Raw genomic sequence first — 18072 nt, forward strand, 5'->3', positions numbered from 1 at the left:
ACGCCTTTTTTATTTCGATTAAGCTTTAACTAAAGTACTAACAATTTTTTTGTTAAAAATTGGCTGCCATTTTCTATTCTCATTAAATACAAGCCTTTACTAAAATGTGTTGTATTTAAAATAATATTATTAGTCTTAAATTTTTCATCTAGAACAACTCTTCCATTTAGATCAATAATTGTAATGTTTACAACATTTTTGATTTCTGAAAGACTAATATTTAAATCATTTCCACTTGAAAGAGGGTTAGGGGAAACCTTAGCTGTACTTAAAAAATTAAGGCTAGTTGAATTCAATTCTGTCTTAGAATTTCTAGCAGAACAATTACCCAAGTCTTTCCATTTTTTACAGTTACCTGGTTTACAATTCCCTTCTTTTTTAGGTTTCCATCTCCATATTTTTCCATTTAACGAAACTACCTTTTTTTGTTTATAGGTTGTATTATTTTCCCATTTTGAAGCAGAACAATTTTCACCTCCTCCACTTGAATTTCCAGCTAGAACATATATAGTAGATCTTACTTCTAATCCGCCATCATTAGTTATTATAGAGATTTCTGTACTCCCAACAGATTTAGCTACAATCAACCCATTTTGATTAACCGTTGCGACATTAGAATTACTAGATGTAATACTTACCGTTTTATCTGTTGCATCACTAGGTATAACTTCATAAGTAACTTTACCTCTTGCAGACGGAGTTCCTAATATCATAGTAGATGGAATAGATGTAATGCCTACATCGGCAACAGCTCTACCTTGAAAAGTAGATGGAGCTGCAAGAACATGTATTGTTGCTCTCACCTCTAACCCACCATCATTAGTGGTTACAAAAATAACTGTAGAACCTACAGATTTGGCTCTAATAACACCATTTTTATTAACAGTTGCTACACTAGTATTACTTGACGTAATACTTACCGTTTTATCTGTTGCATCACTAGGTATAACTTCATAAGTAACTTTACCTCTTGCAGACGGAGTTCCTAATATCATAGTAGATGGAATAGATGTAATGCCTACATCGGCAACAGCTCTACCTTGAAAAATAGTTAATGACGAATTAGGAAAAAAGTCCTTTATTAATTTGCTTGTTTTTGTACTACTATAACCATAACAGGCTATAATTAAAAATGCTAGTAAGCACTTGATTTTAATTGTTTTCATTTAAAAAATATTTGTTTTTTGTTAAATTAACACAATTCTACGTACAAATAAATTATTGAATAAAAATTTACGCACAATTTAATAAAAACAAATAACTACTAACAATTCATTAAACAAAAAACCACTATACTACTAAAAATCAAATACTTCAATTCTAAATTTATTCTAATAAAATAACTACAGAAAAGTAACGAGTTTAAGTTTTGCAAAAAAAGACTACCCTTTCAGAGAGGCCACTGAAAAAGTAGCACAATATTATTAAAATCGGTAAGTATATGAAAACACTTACCGATTTTGTATTTTGTATTCATGATAGTTCAACAGGAATCTCTTCGGTTAAGCGAGTACAGTTCTTTATATGATTTAATTGTTCCTAACACTAATTTGTTAAGGCGTATCAATGATTTAATAGATTTTAATTTCATCTATTAAGAACTTCAATCAAAATATTCTCAAACTCAAGGCAGAAAAGCAGAAAGTCCCATACGTTTATTTAAATACTTGCTACTAAAAGTAATTTATACCATTTCAGATGTAGTTGAGCGTTCACGCTATGACATGTCCTTCAAATACTTTTTAGAGATGTTACCAGAAGAAGATGTTATTGCCCCAAGTACTTTAACAAAGTTTCGTAGGCAACGTTTAAAGGACACCAATTTGCTGGATATGCTTATCAATAGAACAGTTAGCATTGCTGTTGAACAAGGCATCATAAAATCCAGATCAATTATTGTAGATGCTACCCATAGTTTATCAAAATCGAACCCCATTTTAGCTATAGACGTTTTACGGGAACGTTCAAAACAACTTCGCAAATCAGTTTATGCTTACCAAGAAGATTGGGTCTGTAAGATGCCGGTCAAGAATCAGGGCAATGATTTAGAAAAAGAACTGGATTACTGCAAGGAATTAGGAACCTTATTAGATGGCACTCCTACACTTAGCGAAGTTCCAGCAATAAAAGAAAAATTGAACTTACTTAAAGAATCTGTTGATGATATTGAACACGCGGCTCAAGATGTTGTTTCAAAAGATAAGGATGCAAAGATTGGCCACAAATCACAGGACAGCCCGTTTTTTGGTTACAAAACTCATTTGGCAATGACTAAAGAGAGAATTATCACAGGAGCCGTTGTTACTTCAGGAGAAAAAGGAGATGGTCCAATTTTACCTGAGCTAATAGAACAAAGTGAACAACGTGGTATTGATGTAGACACCGTCATAGGGGATGCTGCCTATTCGGGCAAAAAGAATTTGGAACTGGCCAAAGAAAAAGATATTAAAATTGTAGCCAAGTTAAACCCAGCAATCTGCCAAGGTTTTAGAAAAAAAGAAGATGAATTTGATTATAATAAAGATGCAGATATGTTTGTCTGTCCAGCAGGTCATTTAGCTATAAGAAAAGCGAAACAAGGCAAAAAGAATGTCGCCACAAATCAAGTTATTACCTAATTACTTTGATGTTAAAAAATGTAAGACCTGTCCTTTAAGGGAAGGCTGTTATAAAGAAGGAGCAAAAACAAAATCGTACTCCATTACTTTAAAGTCAGACATCCATAAAGAACAGATGGAGTTTGAAACTTCTGATCGTTTTAAAGAGAAATACAAACAGCGTTATAAAATCGAAGCCAAAAAAGGAGAATTAAAAAACGCTCATGGTTATGGAAGAGCTATAGCTTATGGTATAGAAAATATGCAAATGCAGAGTGCTTTAACAATATTTGCTGTGAATTTGAAAAGAATTTTAAAATTAAGCTAGTCAAAATAAAGAAATTAAGACCAAGGAAGCAATAAGCATTATTTGAGCCAAAATAGAGAGTATAAAAGTGCAAATTGAATCATAAAAAGCTTAAAATCAAAAAGAGATTTCACAAAATTAATTCGTGAAATCTCTTATAATGAAGTTCGCGTTTTCAAAATACGATTACTTTTTCAGTAGCCTCATTTCAGATAGTCTTTTTTTATATTTAATTATTGCATTATGGAATATATTTACACTCTATTCCTTTTTACAAAAAATCACTTTTAATTTACAGCAGGACAGTTACACTCATAACGCTCTCGTTTACAACTAAAATTATAACCTAAGGTTAATTGATGAAAACCTGCATTTGTATACACCACTTCATTTGCCTGATAAGTATAATTATAAGCAAACAAAAAGTCTTTATAATTAACCCCTAAAATAGGTGTTATTTGTGTAAGTTTTTGACTTTCTACATCATCTGAAGCGGTTATAAAATCAGCACCATCTAAGCTTTTTCTATAAGATAAGCCTCCCCATATTTTACCAAATTCCATTCTCTTATATACTTTAGCATTAAAGTCAAATAAAGCTTCTTTTGTACTGTCCTTATATTGAAATAATACAGAAGGTTCAAAACTCCATGTACTTCCAAACTTACTAAATACGTTACCAACAGAAACCAAATAACGTCTTAAGTTACTAGTAAGTCCAACCTCCTTATTAACCCCATCATTGTTTAATAAGTTTTTTACAGTAGCATGAGCATAAAAATCTAGATAATGATAAGAAAACCCAAAATCCAGATTAAAATTAGTTTCATTTTGTACTATCCCATCAATTATAGGGTCTGGACCATCAAATAAGAATGATGTTTCATCTAGTCTATATTGAATAAACCCTGCACTTAAACCAAAAGAAAGCATATTTAAATCGACTTCACTTCTTGAAAACAATAAATGATGCGCATAGGTTGCATAAGCACCACTTTGTGAATGATAGCCATTTTTATCGGTATAAATAATACCTCCAATTCCAGATTGAGAATCTCCTATTCTACCATTTAAACTCAACGTTAAAAGTTTAGGAGCATCTTCATGTCCAAACCACTGTTGTCTTCCTGTTAATCTAACTTTAGAGCAATTAGCGACACCAGCCATAGACGGGTGAATTAAATAATAATTATCGGTAAGATAATCTGTATAAATAGGTATTCCTTCCTGTGAAGTTGCAACATGAGTAAACAATACTGTTATTGCTATTAAAATGATATTTTTTAATTTCATAAAATTTAATTGTCAAGTAGATTTGGTTAAACTACAAACATGTTGATTGTTAAAATATTAACAACAGAAAATGTAAAATCCAATTCTATCTTTAATTCTTTTAAAACAGGCAACAAAAAGCCAAATATATGGATATCTGTAGTTATCTTTTAGTAATTTAGCAAAAATTTAGCTAAAATGAATACTTTCTCAGTTTCGATACAAGAAACAACCAATAACTCCATAATAAAGTTTGAATTAAATCAGTTTATAACCAAACATCAAAGTTTTGAATTTAATAATATAGATGAAGCCAAAACTTCACCTTTAGCTCAGCAATTATTTTACTTGCCTTTTATAAAAAAGGTATATATTTCTGGAAACTTCATTGCTGTAGAACGCTATAATATTGTTGAATGGACAGATGTACAAGATGAAGTTGCTCAACAAATTGAAACTTATTTAAATGATGGAGGCGTCATTATAGAAGCTTCTGCCGAAACTCCTAAAAAAGTTCCAGTAACTGTTTATGCAGAAAGTACCCCTAACCCTTCGGTTATGAAGTTTGTTGCCAATAAAAAAATTGTAACAGCTCTTTTTGAATTCACTTCAATTGACGATGCTAAACTTTCTCCATTAGCAACTGAATTGTTTCATTTTCCGTTTGTAAAAAGTGTTTTTATAGACGAAAATTACGTGTCAATCACTAAATATGATATGGCAGAATGGCAAGACATTACCATTGAATTACGCGAATTTATAAGAACTTATATCGAAGAAGGTAAAGAAATCGTATTACCAAATGCTACAGAAACACTTCAAAAAACAACAAAGCAATTAGATAGTAATTTTGACAAGTTAGATGACATTTCGAAAGAAATTATAAATATTCTTGAAGAATATGTAAAACCAGCTGTAGCTAGTGATGGTGGAAATATCCAATTTATATCTTACGATGCAGATACAAAAAACGTAAGTGTTCTACTTCAAGGTGCTTGTAGTGGCTGTCCTTCTTCAACTTACACATTAAAAAGTGGTATTGAAAATATGCTTAAAGAAATGCTTCCTGGTAAAGTTGAAATGGTAGAAGCTATAAATGGATAAGCTTTTATAAAAGTCAGGAAAGCATATACAGAAAATAAACTTCTAAAAGCGTTCAAAATAATGAACGCTTTTTTTATGCTCAAATTTCGTTAACTTTGATAAATGAAGCACCTAAAACTATTAGTATTTATCATTTTAATTATAAGCTGCAAAGGTCAGAATTCAAAGTCGATGAAACATCAATACACAAACGATCTTATTCATGAAAGCAGTCCTTACCTATTACAACATGCACATAACCCAGTAAACTGGCAAGCATGGAATGAAAAAACATTAACTAAAGCTAAAACTGAAAATAAATTAATACTTATAAGCGTAGGTTATGCGGCTTGTCATTGGTGCCATGTCATGGAACATGAGAGTTTTGAAGACAGCTTAGTAGCTCAGGTTATGAATAAAAATTTCGTTAATATAAAAGTTGACAGAGAAGAAAGGCCAGATGTAGATCAAGTTTATATGAGCGCCATACAACTTATGACTGGTAGTGGTGGTTGGCCAATGAATGTTATAGCTCTACCAGATGGTAGACCTGTTTGGGGAGGCACCTACTTTAAAAAAGATCAATGGATGAGCGCTTTAGAGCAAATCTATAAAATGTATGTTGAAAAACCAGAAAAACTATATAAATATGCAGATAAATTAGAGCAAGGTATTAAATCTTTAGATGTTGTAAAATTAAATACAGACGCTCCTGTTTTCGAAACAGATTATATAGATAATGCTATTAAAAATTGGGCTAAACAATTTGATAATAACCAAGGAGGTCTGAACAGAGCCCCAAAGTTCATGATGCCTAATAATTACCATTTCCTATTGCGATATGCCTATCAAACAAACAATAAGAAACTACAAGATTATGTTAACTTAACACTTACAAAAATGGCGTATGGAGGTATTTTCGACCAAGTAGGTGGTGGTTTTTCAAGATACTCTGTAGATACTAAATGGCATGTCCCTCACTTTGAGAAAATGCTTTATGACAATGGTCAACTAGTCAGTTTATATTCCGATGCTTACCTTATCACTAAGAACAAATTATATAAAGACATCATCACTCAAACATTAGCCTATGTTAATCGAGACATGACAACATCTAATGGCGCATTTTATTCATCACTTGATGCCGATAGTAATACGGCAGAAGGCAAACTTGAAGAAGGTGCTTTTTACGTTTGGCAGCGAGACCAATTAAAATTACTTTTAAAAGACGACTTTAATCTTTTTGCAGATTACTACAATGTGAATAATTACGGTTTATGGGAACATAATAACTATGTATTAATTAGAAAAGATGATGATGATTCTATAATCAAAAAGTATAACCTAACATCTGAAACTTTAGCTAAAAAGAAACAAGAATGGAAAAAAACACTCATAGAAGAACGTAATAAAAGATCCAAACCAAGATTAGATGATAAGACACTAACCTCATGGAATTCGCTTATGCTTAAAGGATATATAGATGCTTATAGAGTTTTAGGTGACAACAGTTATCTCGCTTCCGCGGAAAAAAACGCAAGTTTCATTTTAACCAATCAGTTAAGAGCAGATGGTGGCTTAAACCATAATTACAAAAATGGAAAAAGCTCTATTAATGGTTATCTTGAAGATTATGCTACAACTATAGAGGCCTTTATAGCACTTTATGAAAATACTTTAGATGAAAAATGGCTTACCTCTGCCAGAGATTTAGCAAATTATGCTTTCGACCATTTTTTTGACACCAACAGTAAAATGTTTTTTTTCACATCAAACAGTGATGCTTCTTTAGTTTCCAGAAGTATTGAATATCGAGATAATGTAATTCCTGCAAGTAATTCAATTATGGCAAAAAATTTATTTAAACTAGCTCATTATTTTGATAACGAACATTACAGCAATACAGCTATTAGTATGCTTAATAATGTAAAACCAGAAATGTTAGAATATCCATCTGGATATTCTAATTGGTTAGATCTAATGTTAAATTACTCTAATCCATATTATGAAGTTGCTATTGTAGGTAAAAATGCTAAGCAAAAAATACGTGACTTAAATAAAATCTATATCCCTAATAAGCTAATAGCAGGAAGCACCTCCGAAAACAATATGCCTTTATTAAAAAATAGATACAACCCTAATAATACACTTATATATGTATGCGTAAATAAAGCTTGTAAGCTTCCTGTTTCAGAAGTAAACCTAGCCATTAACCTATTAAAAAATGAATAATCTTGCTATCGGTTTAATTATATTTGTTGCAATTGAACACATCTATTTTTTAATTCTAGAAATGTTTTTATGGACAAAACCTAAAGGCATAAAAACATTTGGATTAAAATCTAAGCAGTTTGCGCAGGAAACCAAAGTGTTAGCTGCTAACCAAGGTCTATATAATGGTTTTTTGGCTATAGGCTTAATATTTTCCGTTATTCAAAAAAACTCAAATTTTGCATTTTTTTTTCTTATTTGTGTGACTATTGCCGGTATTTACGGGTCTTATTCCACAAAGAAAATTAAACTCTTTTATGTGCAATCAATTCCAGCGATAATTGCCATAATAGTTAGTTTTATTTCAAAATAGAGTATCATAAATACTAATTAATAACTCAAAACAAACTTAAAAAATGAATTTAGACACATGGATTAACAAAGGTTACGAACTTATTATAGATTTCGGACCAAAAGTATTAACAGCAATTGTAATATGGATTATTGGCTCTTGGTCCATTAAATTAATTAATAAAGCTGCTTCTAAAGTCATGAATAAGGGAAACTATGATCTTAGTCTTAAAAAGTTTTTATTAAACTTATTACATTGGTCTTTAAAAATACTTTTAATTGTTGTTATTCTTGGTACTGTAGGTATAGAAACCACATCTTTCGCTGCAATATTAGCTGCTGCTGGTTTAGCTGTAGGCATGGCATTACAAGGATCGTTAGCTAACTTTGCTGGAGGTGTTTTACTTATGATTTTTAAACCTATTAAAATTGGTGATTTAATTGAGGCTCAAGGTGAACTTGGTGTTGTAAAAGAAATTGAAATTTTTACAACTAAATTAACTGGATTATCTAATAGAGAAATCATCATTCCTAATGGTTCTTTATCAAACGGAAATATTATAAACTATACCACAGAAGGTACACGTCGTGTAGACTTAACTTTCGGAGTTGGGTATGATTCTGATATTAAGAAAACAAAAGAAGTATTAATGAATGTTTTAACATCGCATCCTAAAGTTTTAAAAGACCCTGCTCCTACAGTAAATGTTTCTGAATTAGCAGACAGTTCTATAAACTTTGCAGTAAGGCCATGGTCTACTTCGGATGACTATTGGGATGTTTACTTCGATATTACTGAAAATGTTAAAGAAGCTCTTGATGCAGCTGGCATTGAAATTCCTTACCCACATGCAGTTGAGATTCAGAAAAAAGCTTAAGATTTTGGCTTAGGCTTTAAAGCCACAAAATCTTTTAAATAATAAGGCTCAAAATAAGCGACATCTTCGGTGTCGCTTTTTTTATACTTATTATTTGCTAACAAGCCCATTTCGTTGGCAGAAGGCAATTTATCTTCTATAAATATAGCGTTAGGATGCTGTATCAAATCTTTAGTTTTCTCAACACCATTCCCTATAAAATAGACCTTTCCTAGTTCTAGATAATCACTAAACGTATTTTCTTCTAAAATTTGTGCCTGAGTTTCTCTTATTTGATTATGATTAGAATCAAAAATAGCAGAATAAACTTCCATGCGTCTGGCGTCCAACATTGCAACAATAACACCATCATCACAAATAACTTGATGAGCTAAAGCTTCTAAAGTTGAAATTGAAATTAACGGTTTATCTAAGGCAAAGCATAGGCCTTTTGCTGCAGAAACTCCAATACGTAAACCAGTATAAGATCCTGGTCCTTTACTAATAGCTATCGCTTTTATATCTGCTGAGGTGATATTAGCTTCTTTTAAAACAGTATCTATATAAACATGAAGCCTTTCTGCATGTGAATAGCTTTTATCATTATCCTCCTTTAAAACAATGGTATTCCCGTCTTTTGAAAGTGATACAGAACAATTGGTTGTAGCCGTTTCTATATTAAGTATATATAAACTCATATTAGCCTTTTAGTATTGGCTGCAAAATTATCACTTTGTTTTGATATTTCCTCTTTTTATTGTTTTGAATAAGATCGTATTAGACACAGACCTGTCAAGTTTTAAAAACTTGGTTAGTCTAGTGCGTTCTTCATTCCAAAAAAACATCTATGAAATCTAAGTTCTTAATAAATCTACACCCAATAATTAATTCGCTAAAGATTTCCCCATGTAGAAGTCTAAAACTTTTGTTTTAAAAACAAAATCATATTTGGCGTTTATTAAAGACGATTCCGCATTTATTAGTTGCACCCTTGCTTGTTCTAAGTCAAATGCAGTCATACTTCCAATATTATAACGTTCTTTTGAATTATTAAAAGCTAATGTTTGAGACTCTAATGATTTCTTTGCCGCATCATAAGCTTTAAAAGCTGCTTGTGCATCTGTATAAGCTCGTTGAATATTAGATTCTAAATTTAACTTAGCTTGCTCTAAATTAAGTTTACTAGTTTCTTCTCTAATTTTAGATTTTGCAACTGAAGTTTTATTTTGAAATTTAGAAAAAATAGGTATATTTATATTCAAACCAATACCGTGTGATTTTTGATCATTTAATTGATTAAAAAATGCCTCTTCGGTATCAGACAAATTTGTATAAAATGCATTAGATCCAAAATTATAACTCGCAGATACTGTTGGATAAAATCCACTTTTAGAGATTTGTGTTCCTAATACAGCGTTTTCAATATTCTTTTCTGCTACTTTTATTTCATTTCTATTTTCTAAAGCATATTTTAATATGGGAAAAATATCCTTGTACAACAAAGCTTCCGAAGGACTATCTATATTTATAATTTCAACATCAAACCCATTAAAAGGTACTTGTAATAACTGTGACAAAGAAAGCAGTGATAAATTAAAATTGTTTTCAGCAAGAGTTACCTGCTGTGCATCTCTACTTAAAGTTGCTTCTGCATCATAAATATTAGCTTTAGGCTGTACACCTGCATCAACCAAACTTTTAACTTGATTTAATTGCTTATTACTAAATTCATATTGCGCATTAGCAGTCTCTAAACGTTCTTTATTAAATAATACATTTAAATAAGCATTGACAACGTTTAACGAAATATCATCTTTAATTCTATTTAATTCTAACTTATTAGTCTCTAAATTTAATTTCGACTGCTTATATAAATTAGTTAACCTGAAACCGTTAAAAATAGTTTGATTAGTACCAATGCCAACACTAGTGCTATTGCCTGTTCTATCTACAAACTGCCCTGGAAACAATTCCCTATTACCAATCGATAAATTATGCCCCATATTACCTGTTAAAGATGGTAAAAACGCTCCTTTCGATGCTATAATATCTTGCTCATTTATAAGCAATGTGTTTTCTCCTTGTTTTACTGATATATTGTATTCTAAAGCATGTGATACACATTCTTGAAGCGTCCATTTTTTTTGTTGAGAAAACGACGATATTACTACAAAAAGTAAACAAACTAATAACCTATTTTTCAAATCTTTCATAATTAATTAGACTTTCCATCTTTTGCTTCCTCTTCTTCGTTATCTTTAGAAGCTTTATTCCATACTTTAATTTTATCACCTTCTTCAACACCATCTATTATTTCTACATTGATACCATCAGACAGTCCTAATTTTACATTTTTTTTCTTGAACTTGTTATCTTTCTTTAATATTTCAACAAAAGGCTTTTCTGTAATTCTATTATACTGTAATAATCCTTCTTTTATAACTAGTACACTATCTTTATTCTCTATATCTATTTCTGCATTGGCGCTATACCCTGCTCTTACATGTGTAGTGGAATCTATAGTAACATTAGCTTTTATAGTAAATTGTACTGCTCCATTTTCTTCAACACCTTTTGGTGCTACAAAAGTTAATTTTGCAGGAAATTCTTTATCGTTAATAGCTCCTAAAACAACTTTAATATCTTTACCTTCTTCAACCTTACCAACTTCTGCCTCATCTAGCTTCCCTTCAAAAATCATCAAGCTCATATCTGCTATAGTTGCTATAGTAGTACCTGCATTAAAATTATTACTTTGTATGACTTGATCTCCTTCACGTACAGGAATTTCTAATATGGTTCCTGGTATTTGAGCTATAATGTTTGTGTTTGCCGAACTTCCTCCCGAAATAGAACCGCGTTTAATTATTTGATAATCGTTTTTCGATTGTGCTAACGACTCCCTTGCTTGATTAAAAGACAGTTCACTATTTTCAAAATCCTGTTGCGATATAACACCTTTTTCAAAAAGTGATTTATTTCTATCATATAACGTTTTTGCATTATCATATGAAAGTTTAGAAGAAGCTATCCTACTTTTTGCACCAACCAAATTTTGTTCATTAGGCACGACTCTAATAGTAGCTATTAAATCCCCTTTTTTAACAACATCGCCTTCTTCAACAAGAATTTTATTTACGATTCCAGAAATTTGTGGTTTTAATTCGATCTCTTCTTCTGGATTTAATTTTCCAGTTGCTACTGCCTTAGTATTTATAGATGTATAAAAAGGTTCTTCTACTTTGTAATCTACAACATCTTTTGAATTAGCATCTTTAAAATACTTTAATACGATTGCTAATAGTACGACGACAACTATTGCTAAAATAATTTTTACTGTTTTATTCATTTGATTATTCTTATTAATTCTATTTCGTCAAATATTACATTTATAATATATAGACAAACGATTCCTTTTTTTGATTATTTATTCTTCTCTTAGTGCTTCTATTGGTTTTATACTTGTTGCTTTAAACGCGGGTATTAAACCTATTAAAGTTCCTAAAACAACTAATATTAATAATGCAATAAATACAACTCCTATAGATACTGACGCGTTAACAATAGCTGCATCTGCACCTTGTCCAAAAGCAGCATCTAAAGCTATTAAAATCCAGCCTCCAGATATAATTCCCAATACTCCCGCTACTAGTGTTAAAAAAACAGCTTCTACTACTATTTGCCTCTTAATTTCATAAGGAGTAGCTCCTAAAGCACGACGTACTCCAATTTCTTTAGTACGTTCTTTTACTGTAATAAGTAATATGTTACCAATAGCAAAAACACCTGCAATCAATGTAGCAATCCCAACAAACCATGTTAAAAACTGCATTCCTGTTAAAAACCCAGTAACTTTGGAAAACTCCTTGCCTAAATTAAAACTACCAAAGGCTCGTTGATCTTTTGGGTGAATTTTATTTAAATTTTTAAGTAATAGCTTTGCATCTTCTTCAATTTGCTTGATATTATATTCTGGTTTCCCAGTAATCATCATCCAACCTATTCTATCTCCTCTATTATATATTTGTTGAAACGTTGTAAATGGAATATGAATATCTGTTGAAGGCCCCATATTAACATTTCCACTCTCAAACATACCAATGACCTTAAAGTTAATTTTATTAACTTGTATGTACTCTCCAATAGGGTTTTCATCTTTTTCAAATAATTGCTTATAAACGTCCTCGGATAGTACAGCAACTTTTTTGTTATCATCAATATCATTTTGGTTTATAAATCGTCCACGTATTAATTTTTTCTTTTGTAATTCATCTAGTAATGGGTAATCTCCAGCCATTTGAAAACTCCCTGACAAAAAACCTCTAACTACCGAAGCTTGATTTTGACTTCTTGGAAGAACAAATTCAATACCTTCAACATTCTCTTCAATTTTTTTTGCATCAGTTAGCGATAACCTCACCCGTCTTCCCTCTTGAAATCCTTTAAAAGGCTTACTTGTACTTTGCCCCCATACAAATACACTGTTTGTAGCAAAACTTCCAAATAAACGATTGAATGAATTTTCTAATCCCCTTGCAGATCCTAATAAGCCTATCAATAATAAAATGCCCCACCAAACACCTACCATAGTTAAGATAGATCTTAATTTGTTTTTACTAAAGCTATCATAAACTTCTTGCCACGTGTCTCTATCGAATAAAAATTTAAACATATTTAATCGTTTCTTAATGCTACTATGGGTTTAATTCTTGATGCCTTTTTTGCAGGTAAATAACCAGCAATAGCTCCGGCTGTAATTAACGTTACCGTTGCCCCAATAACTAAACTATTACTAACACCAGGGTCTTTAATAAAATATGTTTTAAGGCTTGGACCAACCAATTCTAACACACCCATTCCTAACAATAACCCAACATATCCTGCTATTGCTGTAATAAGTATAGACTCTATTAAAATAATAGAAACTATAGATCTTGGAGAGGCTCCTAATGCTTTACGAATACCAATTTCTTTTGTTCGTTCTTTTACTATAAAAATCATAATATTACTAACACCTACAATGCCAGCTATTAATGTTCCAAAGCCTATAACTAAAATAATAACACTTAAACCAAAAGTCATTTGGTTTATCTTTTTACTGTCTCCAGCCATGTTACGCACTCTTATAGCTCTCTGGTCACTTCTAGCTACATCAAAACGATCCTTCATTTTTTTTGTTAGTAGCGTACTAAATGATAATGCTTGGTCATAATTCATTTCTGGATTATATGTTAATCTTACTTGATCTATATAATCATTATTACCATACAAGTGTTGAGCCGTGGTTATAGGCATATAAATTTGACGTTCCTCATAATCACCTCCATCATCTGTGAATATACCAACCACCTTATATTGTATCCCATTAAGGTTTATATATTTCCCTAATGCATTTGTTTTTAAAAATAAATCTTCCTCTATTAACTTACCAATAACAATAACTTTTGTTCTATTATTTAAGTCGTTTTGGTTGATATATCGTCCCTCGTATACTTTTGTTTTTTCTAAAAATTGATGATCTGGGTGTACTGCTCTTAAGTCATAATTATTTTGCTCGCCCTTATAAGAAGCTTTAACATTTTTAAAAACTCTAGCAGTAATAAATTCAACTTTATCTTTAAATTCTTCTTTTATATAATTAAAATCTTCATTTTTAAATTGAATTTTTCTTCCAGCTTGAAGACCTTTATTAGCCTTGGTAGTTCTTCCAGAATTTACAACAATTGAATTTGAAGCGTCATCAACAAAAGCTTCTTTAAATGTATTTTGTAACCCATTAGCAATACCAAAAAGTATGGTGAATAAAAGAATAGCAAATGCAACGGTAAAACCAGATAATAGACTTCTGGTTCTATTCATATTAATACTTTGAAATATTTCGCGCCAAAGATCTAAATCAAACATACTGTTCTGCCCTAACTTGGTTCACTTTTTTATCTTCCATAATAACGCCATCTCGAAGGCGTACAATACGCTTACACATATTTGCTATATCTTCTTCATGAGTTACCATTAAAATGGTTTTACCTTCATCATTTAACTGTTGAATAAATGCCATAATTTCATAAGATGTTTTAGTATCTAATGCTCCTGTTGGCTCATCTGCCAATAGTAATTTAGGGTTTGCTGCCAATGCTCTAGCTATAGCAACACGTTGTTTTTGACCTCCAGATAATTCCTTTGGTAAATGCTTTGCCCAATTTGCTAAACCCACTTTTTCTAAATGAAACATGGCTAGTTCTTGCCTTTCTTTACGCTTTAACCCTTGGTAATAAAGCGGCAAAGCAACATTTTCGATAGCATTTTTATAATTTATAAGATTGAAAGATTGAAAAATGAAACCTAAAAATTTATTTCTATAAACAGCAGCCTTCTTTTCGGTAAGATCTTTAATTGGCAATCCATCTAAAATGTATTCGCCAGAATCAGCTTCATCTAGCATACCAATAATATTAAGTAATGTAGATTTACCAGAACCAGAAGATCCCATAATAGCGACCATCTCTCCTTCTTCAACATTAAGGTCTATGCCTTTTAAAACATGTAAACTAGAATCTCCTATAGGATAGGATTTTTGTAACTGATGAATTTTTAACATTTATCTTATGTTGGTTAATAAAGCTCAGTAATAAGACTATCAACACAACAAAATGTTACAAAAAAAATCAAAAGTTTTTATTTTTTCTTTGAAGTATTGTATTTCCTATAAATAAAATAACCTACACCTCCAACAAGTATATATGGTATAGCCATTAAGTAAACAATTCCATCATTAATGCCCTCTGCAGCGGTTTGTCCTTCTTCACTTTCTAAAACAGCTCGACACATAGCGCATTGCGCATTAGTTTCTAGAAAAAAGAAACAGAAAGAGACAAATAAAATTACTTTGTTTTTCATTATAAAAATTCTTGTACTACATTCAAATTATATTAAACATAGTATGGAGAAATCATAACATAAACAACAACACCTGTTATGGCAACATATAACCATAGTGGAAATGTAATTTTTGCTATTTTTTTATGCTTCTCAATATTATTCGTAATCGCCCGTACATAAGTAATTAATACAAACGGGATCACTATAATTGATAATAATATATGTGTTAATAATATAAAATAGTAAACATATTTTATAGTGCCCTCTCCTCCAAACTTAGTAGAATCACTAGTCATGTGATACGCAACATACATACCCAAAAAGGCAACCGATAGAATAATAGCAAAAGTCATTAAACGCTTATGCAGTATAATTTTTTTATTTCTAATCGCTATAAATGCAAGGATTAAAACCAATGCCGTAAGTGCATTTATTGAGGCATAAATTGGAGGCAAAAACGTTAAAGGCTCTACATTTGGGATTTTCACACCAAATAAAGCAGCAACTACTACAGGTATTAAAATTGATAATATAACTATTAATTTATTATATTTTTTTTCGTCCAAAATTTCTTGTGACTTACTCATTAAGTAATTTTTTAATATCTTCTTTTAATGCACTAATTTCTTCTTTTATCCCGTCTTCATCTACTTTTTCAGTTTCCGAAACAATTCCTCTATAATATATAATAGGGTTTCCAAAATCATCCTTTCTAGAGCGTATAAATCCATTTTTATCTATCAAGGCAAAATTTCCAGAATGCTCAAAGCCTCCAGCGACTTCTTCTTCTTGAGCCGTATAGAGATTAAAACCTTCATTAGAAAGTTTATAAATTCCATCTTTATCTCCTGTCATTAAATGCCAATTCGGGTTAGTTACACCATAATGCTTAGCATAATTTTTAAGAACTTCTGGGGTATCATAATCTGGATTTATTGTAAAAGATGCCACACCAAAATCGTTAAAATCCTTAAATGTATTTTGGACTTGAATTAGATTTGCATTCATTCTAGGGCAAATCGTTGGACATGTAGTAAAAAAGAATTCTATAACATACACCTTACCTTCGTAATCTTTATTTGTAATTGTTTTTCCTTCTTGATTAGTAAACGAAAAAGCAGGCACCTTTTTAGGTACGCCATTAATTTCAATAAACGCTACATCAGATAATTTTGATTGCTCTTCGTTTGTATAATCACTTCTACTTTCATTTCTAATAATATCATTATTTGAAATTCTATCAATAATTTTCGGAATAAAAATTATACCAAAAACTAAAATGATAAATGAGATACCTATATATGAATAATTAGTCTTTTTCATTTTATTAGTTATTACCAGCTTTTAAATCATCTGCTCTCCTAGTATCCGAATTAAATTCGCCTTTACGTTTTTGCCTATATTCGGTAAATAGAATGCGTAAATCGTCACTCATCTTGTTCTTTATTTCAGCAACTTCAATACAATTATAAGAAGCCAAACCATAAACTGGTTTCTTCTTCTCTAACTCACGATCTGTTCTGTCATCTAATCTTCCTCTTTGATTTAGATCTTTATCAACTAAAAATACTTGATTAGATGATAAATCTTCAAAAAGGTCTACTTTACTTTTTAAACTAAAAAACACACGTTGTATATCACTAGGCTCACCAAAAACAAAATGCAAAAACCTTAAATCTTCATAAGAGTTAATCTCACGCCTTAGTTCTTCAGCATACTTTTCGGAGCCTTTAGGCATCACTATAACAATTTGAAAACGCTTAAAACCTTTAAACTTATCATATACCAACTCTTTTAAATTAGATGCTGCTATGGTTTTATCCATAGGATGCTTACCTAAAAAACCTAAAACGGTAATGTGATCTTTTAAAACTATTTTTTCTTTAGACCTTGAAGAAAATTGATCTAGATCTAAAACCGACTCGTTTACAATATCAAGCGGTTGATAGTTATGTGTCGCTGGGTATAAAAACAATAAAAATGTTACGGGAAGAAAGAATAAAATCCCTAAAACAATATACCTACTAACTTTCTTATAATCCATTAAAAACTGTATTTTTAATACTTTGCAAAAATAAAAAAAGGCGGTTTAAAAACCGCCCTTATATCTCTATTTAACTAAAATAATTAAAAATCTCTTGTTATATATCCTTGATCATATACTCTAAAAACATACCCACCTTCTTGTAGTAAGATGAATACTAAATATAGAATAAGAAAAATAGTAGTCCAAACTACGGCACGTCTTAATCCCTTAGCTTCATCACGCATGTGCATAAAATCCCAAGTAATGTAATATGCTTTAACTATTGTTAAGATTATGAATATCCAGTTTAATGCTTTCATACCTAAAACATAGCCCATTAAAGACTCTGGTTTAAAGATACCCAATACAACTTCAATTACAGTTACAATGGTTAAAAAGATTAAAACTCCCCAAATTTTTTGAGTATTCGATTTAAACTTAACTAAACCTCTAAATATTTCTAATTTATGTTCTTGTGCCATTTTAAATG

At 30.8% G+C, this 18072-nt stretch carries 17 protein-coding genes and 1 pseudogene; 5 read left to right on the top strand and 13 right to left on the bottom strand.

Annotated elements, in window-relative coordinates; genetic code table 11:
- Positions 1 to 29 precede the first annotated feature (29 nt).
- Complete coding sequence (locus tag A8C32_RS01125) at positions 30 to 1166, bottom strand: Ig-like domain-containing protein (protein ID WP_069828613.1); 1137 nt, start codon at positions 1164 to 1166, stop codon at positions 30 to 32.
- Between the two features lie 309 nt (positions 1167 to 1475).
- On the opposite strand from A8C32_RS01125, the pseudogene A8C32_RS01130 reads away from it, so the two are divergent.
- Positions 1476 to 2925: pseudogene (locus A8C32_RS01130) on the top strand (IS1182 family transposase).
- Between the two features lie 266 nt (positions 2926 to 3191).
- Here the strand turns inward: A8C32_RS01130 and A8C32_RS01135 are convergent.
- Positions 3192 to 4196: a PorP/SprF family type IX secretion system membrane protein gene (locus tag A8C32_RS01135; protein ID WP_069828614.1), complete on the bottom strand. Its 1005-nt coding sequence runs from the start codon at positions 4194 to 4196 to the stop codon at positions 3192 to 3194.
- 177 nt (positions 4197 to 4373) lie between these two features.
- On the opposite strand from A8C32_RS01135, the gene A8C32_RS01140 reads away from it, so the two are divergent.
- The 4 genes from A8C32_RS01140 (at position 4374) to A8C32_RS01155 (ending at position 8698) form a co-directional block, all read left to right on the top strand.
- Entirely contained in the window at positions 4374 to 5279 is a 906-nt protein-coding gene (locus A8C32_RS01140; RefSeq protein ID WP_069828615.1) for a NifU family protein, read from the top strand.
- A 171-nt stretch (positions 5280 to 5450) separates the two neighbouring features.
- A complete protein-coding gene (locus tag A8C32_RS01145) occupies positions 5451 to 7490 on the top strand; it encodes a thioredoxin domain-containing protein (RefSeq protein WP_069828616.1) in 2040 nt (679 codons plus the stop codon).
- Complete coding sequence (locus tag A8C32_RS01150; protein WP_069828617.1) at positions 7483 to 7842, top strand: DUF1304 domain-containing protein; 360 nt, start codon at positions 7483 to 7485, stop codon at positions 7840 to 7842. The genes A8C32_RS01145 and A8C32_RS01150 overlap by 8 nt, the downstream gene beginning before the upstream one ends.
- A gap of 43 nt (positions 7843 to 7885) precedes the next feature.
- The gene (locus A8C32_RS01155) at positions 7886 to 8698 is read left to right on the top strand and encodes a mechanosensitive ion channel family protein (protein WP_069828618.1); all 813 of its coding nucleotides are present in this window, start codon (positions 7886 to 7888) and stop codon (positions 8696 to 8698) included.
- On the opposite strand, the gene tsaB is transcribed toward A8C32_RS01155, so the two are convergent.
- From tsaB to A8C32_RS01210, 11 genes are all read right to left on the bottom strand, one after another.
- Entirely contained in the window at positions 8695 to 9375 is a 681-nt protein-coding gene (gene tsaB / locus A8C32_RS01160; protein ID WP_069828619.1) for a tRNA (adenosine(37)-N6)-threonylcarbamoyltransferase complex dimerization subunit type 1 TsaB, read from the bottom strand. The genes A8C32_RS01155 and tsaB overlap by 4 nt on opposite strands.
- Positions 9376 to 9561: 186 nt before the next feature.
- Entirely contained in the window at positions 9562 to 10890 is a 1329-nt protein-coding gene (locus A8C32_RS01165; RefSeq protein WP_069828620.1) for a TolC family protein, read from the bottom strand.
- Between the two features lie 2 nt (positions 10891 to 10892).
- Positions 10893 to 12026, bottom strand: a complete 1134-nt coding sequence (locus tag A8C32_RS01170) for an efflux RND transporter periplasmic adaptor subunit (protein ID WP_069828621.1) — start codon at positions 12024 to 12026, stop codon at positions 10893 to 10895.
- A gap of 78 nt (positions 12027 to 12104) precedes the next feature.
- Positions 12105 to 13349 (bottom strand): ABC transporter permease, encoded by a 1245-nt coding sequence (locus A8C32_RS01175; RefSeq protein WP_069828622.1) that lies wholly within the window; start codon positions 13347 to 13349, stop codon positions 12105 to 12107.
- 2 nt (positions 13350 to 13351) lie between these two features.
- Entirely contained in the window at positions 13352 to 14581 is a 1230-nt protein-coding gene (locus A8C32_RS01180) for an ABC transporter permease (protein ID WP_069828623.1), read from the bottom strand.
- On the bottom strand, positions 14574 to 15275 hold the full coding sequence (locus tag A8C32_RS01185) for an ABC transporter ATP-binding protein (RefSeq protein WP_069828624.1): 702 nt from the start codon (positions 15273 to 15275) through the stop codon (positions 14574 to 14576). Before A8C32_RS01185 ends, A8C32_RS01180 begins: the two co-directional genes overlap by 8 nt.
- A 77-nt stretch (positions 15276 to 15352) precedes the next feature.
- The gene (locus A8C32_RS01190; RefSeq protein WP_069828625.1) at positions 15353 to 15574 is read right to left on the bottom strand and encodes a hypothetical protein; all 222 of its coding nucleotides are present in this window, start codon (positions 15572 to 15574) and stop codon (positions 15353 to 15355) included.
- 32 nt (positions 15575 to 15606) lie between these two features.
- Positions 15607 to 16143 carry a DUF420 domain-containing protein gene (locus A8C32_RS01195; protein WP_069828626.1) on the bottom strand — a complete coding sequence of 179 codons (537 nt, stop codon included), beginning with the start codon at positions 16141 to 16143 and terminating at the stop codon, positions 15607 to 15609.
- Positions 16136 to 16879: an SCO family protein gene (locus A8C32_RS01200; RefSeq protein WP_069828627.1), complete on the bottom strand. Its 744-nt coding sequence runs from the start codon at positions 16877 to 16879 to the stop codon at positions 16136 to 16138. The genes A8C32_RS01195 and A8C32_RS01200 overlap by 8 nt, the downstream gene beginning before the upstream one ends.
- Before the next feature lie 4 nt (positions 16880 to 16883).
- The gene (locus tag A8C32_RS01205; RefSeq protein ID WP_069828628.1) at positions 16884 to 17600 is read right to left on the bottom strand and encodes a hypothetical protein; all 717 of its coding nucleotides are present in this window, start codon (positions 17598 to 17600) and stop codon (positions 16884 to 16886) included.
- An 83-nt stretch (positions 17601 to 17683) separates the two neighbouring features.
- Entirely contained in the window at positions 17684 to 18064 is a 381-nt protein-coding gene (locus tag A8C32_RS01210) for a cytochrome C oxidase subunit IV family protein (protein ID WP_069828629.1), read from the bottom strand.
- Positions 18065 to 18072 lie beyond the last annotated feature (8 nt).

Origin of the sequence: Flavivirga aquatica, assembly GCF_001747085.1 — a bacterium.
GTDB lineage: Bacteria > Bacteroidota > Bacteroidia > Flavobacteriales > Flavobacteriaceae > Algibacter_C > Algibacter_C aquatica.

What these genes read in the sequence shown, in the direction of transcription:
- A8C32_RS01125 (WP_069828613.1), bottom strand. Translation starts at nt 1,166, where the DNA reads ATGAAAACAATTAAAATCAAGTGCTTACTAGCATTTTTAATTATAGCC.
- A8C32_RS01135 (WP_069828614.1), bottom strand. Translation starts at nt 4,196, where the DNA reads ATGAAATTAAAAAATATCATTTTAATAGCAATAACAGTATTGTTTACT.
- A8C32_RS01140 (WP_069828615.1), top strand. Translation starts at nt 4,374, where the DNA reads ATGAATACTTTCTCAGTTTCGATACAAGAAACAACCAATAACTCCATA.
- A8C32_RS01145 (WP_069828616.1), top strand. Translation starts at nt 5,451, where the DNA reads ATGAAACATCAATACACAAACGATCTTATTCATGAAAGCAGTCCTTAC.
- A8C32_RS01150 (WP_069828617.1), top strand. Translation starts at nt 7,483, where the DNA reads ATGAATAATCTTGCTATCGGTTTAATTATATTTGTTGCAATTGAACAC.
- A8C32_RS01155 (WP_069828618.1), top strand. Translation starts at nt 7,886, where the DNA reads ATGAATTTAGACACATGGATTAACAAAGGTTACGAACTTATTATAGAT.
- tsaB (WP_069828619.1), bottom strand. Translation starts at nt 9,375, where the DNA reads ATGAGTTTATATATACTTAATATAGAAACGGCTACAACCAATTGTTCT.
- A8C32_RS01165 (WP_069828620.1), bottom strand. Translation starts at nt 10,890, where the DNA reads ATGAAAGATTTGAAAAATAGGTTATTAGTTTGTTTACTTTTTGTAGTA.
- A8C32_RS01170 (WP_069828621.1), bottom strand. Translation starts at nt 12,026, where the DNA reads ATGAATAAAACAGTAAAAATTATTTTAGCAATAGTTGTCGTCGTACTA.
- A8C32_RS01175 (WP_069828622.1), bottom strand. Translation starts at nt 13,349, where the DNA reads ATGTTTAAATTTTTATTCGATAGAGACACGTGGCAAGAAGTTTATGAT.
- A8C32_RS01180 (WP_069828623.1), bottom strand. Translation starts at nt 14,581, where the DNA reads ATGTTTGATTTAGATCTTTGGCGCGAAATATTTCAAAGTATTAATATG.
- A8C32_RS01185 (WP_069828624.1), bottom strand. Translation starts at nt 15,275, where the DNA reads ATGTTAAAAATTCATCAGTTACAAAAATCCTATCCTATAGGAGATTCT.
- A8C32_RS01190 (WP_069828625.1), bottom strand. Translation starts at nt 15,574, where the DNA reads ATGAAAAACAAAGTAATTTTATTTGTCTCTTTCTGTTTCTTTTTTCTA.
- A8C32_RS01195 (WP_069828626.1), bottom strand. Translation starts at nt 16,143, where the DNA reads ATGAGTAAGTCACAAGAAATTTTGGACGAAAAAAAATATAATAAATTA.
- A8C32_RS01200 (WP_069828627.1), bottom strand. Translation starts at nt 16,879, where the DNA reads ATGAAAAAGACTAATTATTCATATATAGGTATCTCATTTATCATTTTA.
- A8C32_RS01205 (WP_069828628.1), bottom strand. Translation starts at nt 17,600, where the DNA reads ATGGATTATAAGAAAGTTAGTAGGTATATTGTTTTAGGGATTTTATTC.
- A8C32_RS01210 (WP_069828629.1), bottom strand. Translation starts at nt 18,064, where the DNA reads ATGGCACAAGAACATAAATTAGAAATATTTAGAGGTTTAGTTAAGTTT.